The organism is Rhodococcus sp. NPDC057529 (genome assembly GCF_042802055.1).
Lineage (GTDB): Bacteria > Actinomycetota > Actinomycetes > Mycobacteriales > Mycobacteriaceae > Rhodococcus_F.
This window is the reverse complement of sequence record NZ_JBHVEY010000004.1, coordinates 221,068-223,359: the sequence shown is the minus strand read 5'-3', so window position 1 is coordinate 223,359 and position 2,292 is coordinate 221,068. Positions and strand designations below refer to the sequence as shown.

2 protein-coding genes are annotated in these 2,292 nt (G+C 66.7%); both read left to right on the top strand.

Annotated features, from left to right (window positions below; translation table 11 throughout):
• Positions 1 to 118 precede the first annotated feature (118 nt).
• A complete protein-coding gene (locus ACFU5V_RS09585) occupies positions 119 to 817 on the top strand; it encodes a TetR family transcriptional regulator (RefSeq protein ID WP_124395055.1) in 699 nt (232 codons plus the stop codon).
• 174 nt (positions 818 to 991) lie between these two features.
• Positions 992 to 2,152, top strand: coding sequence for an acyl-CoA dehydrogenase (locus ACFU5V_RS09580; RefSeq protein ID WP_378439250.1), 1,161 nt, complete (start codon positions 992 to 994; stop codon positions 2,150 to 2,152).
• The last annotated feature ends 140 nt before the right edge of the window (positions 2,153 to 2,292 follow it).

The following is a 2,292-nucleotide window of genomic DNA, read 5'->3' as shown; positions in this document are numbered from 1 at the left end:
TAGAACTCGACCTCGCCCCGCCCAACCAGGACGGACGCACTCTTTCGAGTATCCGCCCGCGCGGCGTTCCGGGTCCAGGGCACTGCGGGTCCAATGCCGCCGATGGATACTGGGCCTCATGACCGAGCGCGTCGACACACCCGGCATCGATCCCGCGGACTTCCGCGTCCACGTGGTGGCACAGGCCATCCGGCTGTTCTCCGAGAACGGGTACGAGGCGACGACCGTCGAGCAGATCGCGTCGGCCGCCGGGGTGTCCCGGCGGACGTTCTTCCGCCAGTTCCGCTCCAAGGAGGACGTGATCTTCGCCGATCACGAATCACTGTTTCAGCAGGCAGAGGACCATCTGACCACGGAAACCGACGACCCGTGGGCGGCGGTCTGCAGGACGGCGGGCCTGGTCTTCGACAGGTTCCGGGAGAACCGGGAACTGGCGGTGCGGCGGTACCAGGTGGTCCAGAGGGTTCCCGCGCTCCGCGACCGGGAGATCGTCACCGGCGTCCGCTACGAGCGGTTGTTCGTCGACTACCTGCGCGGCGTCGTGCCCACCCAACCGGTCCTGAAGGTCATCGGATTCGCGGCCGCTGTCACCGCGTGCCACAACTTTCTGCTTCGGAACATGATCAAGGGCGACCCGGACGCCACCGCGGAGGAACTCGAGCGGGCCCTGCTCGACGTGCGCCGGACGTTCGGCGTCGCCCCGGGGGCATCCACGCAGGAAGAGGACGCCGTACTGGTGGTCTCGTACCCGCCGGGGACTCCCGTGGAGGAGATCACCGGGCGCATCCGCACCCAGTTGTCGCGGCGCCGGAGTTGAGCGGCCGAGAGTGACGACTCCCACCCTTGACTGGCACTCAGTGCCGTGGTTGACTGCTCTCCAGTGGCAGTAGTTTGCCGACCACGAACGTTGCGGCCCACCTGAACGGAAAAGAACCTGGCACGGAGTGCCGCTCAGACTCGGTGCCGTCGAGACTCAGCAAGGAGCGCCCCCATGGCCGGAAATCCGGACTTCGATCTGTTCAAGCTCGGTGAAGAGCACGACGAACTGCGGTCCGCGATCCGCGCGCTCTCCGAGAAGGAGATCGCACCCCACGCGAAGGAAGTCGACGAGGATGCGCGCTTCCCCGAAGAGGCGCTGCAGGCCCTCGTGAACTCCGGCTTCAACGCCATCCACGTCCCCGAGCAGTACGACGGGCAGGGCGCCGACTCCGTCGCCACCTGCATCGTCATCGAAGAGGTCGCCCGCGTCTGCGGCTCCTCCTCCCTGATCCCCGCCGTCAACAAGCTCGGCACCATGGGCCTGATCCTCAACGGCTCCGAGGAACTCAAGCAGCAGGTCCTGCCGCAGCTCGCGTCCGGCGAGGCGATGGCGTCGTACGCGCTGTCCGAGCGCGAGGCCGGTTCGGACGCCGCGAGCATGCGCACCCGCGCCAAGGCCGACGGCGACGACTGGATCCTCAACGGGTCCAAGTGCTGGATCACGAACGGTGGCAAGTCCAGCTGGTACACCGTCATGGCCGTCACCGACGCCGACAAGGGCGCGAACGGCATCTCCGCGTTCATGGTCCACAAGGACGACGAAGGATTCGTCGTCGGACCGAAGGAGAAGAAGCTCGGCATCAAGGGTTCGCCGACCGCCGAGCTGTACTTCGAGAACTGCAAGATCCCCGGCGACCGCATCATCGGCGAGCCCGGCACCGGTTTCAAGACGGCGCTGCAGACCCTCGACCACACCCGCCCCACCATCGGCGCGCAGGCGGTCGGCCTCGCACAGGGCGCCCTCGACGCCGCCCTCGCCTACACCAAGGACCGCAAGCAGTTCGGCAAGTCGATCAGCGACTTCCAGGCCGTGCAGTTCATGCTCGCCGACATGGCGATGAAGGTCGAGGCCGCACGCCTCATGGTCTACACCTCCGCGGCACGCGCCGAGCGCGGCGAGAAGAACCTCGGTTTCATCTCCGCGGCAGCCAAGTGCTTCGCCTCCGACGTCGCGATGGAGGTCACCACCGACGCCGTCCAGCTGTTCGGTGGCGCCGGCTACACCACGGACTTCCCTGTCGAGCGGATGATGCGTGATGCGAAGATCACACAGATCTACGAAGGCACGAACCAGATCCAGCGCGTCGTGATGTCGCGTGCACTGTTGAAGTAGGCGGCTACGCCGCCCGTGCGTGGTTAGCGAGTCCCTACACTCGCCCCCCACACACCAACGCGGGGGGGGGAGTTTTTGGAACAGTCAGCGGGGTCAGCGGGCGCGCCACGGAGTGCCGCACCCACAAAAGCGTCCCCAAC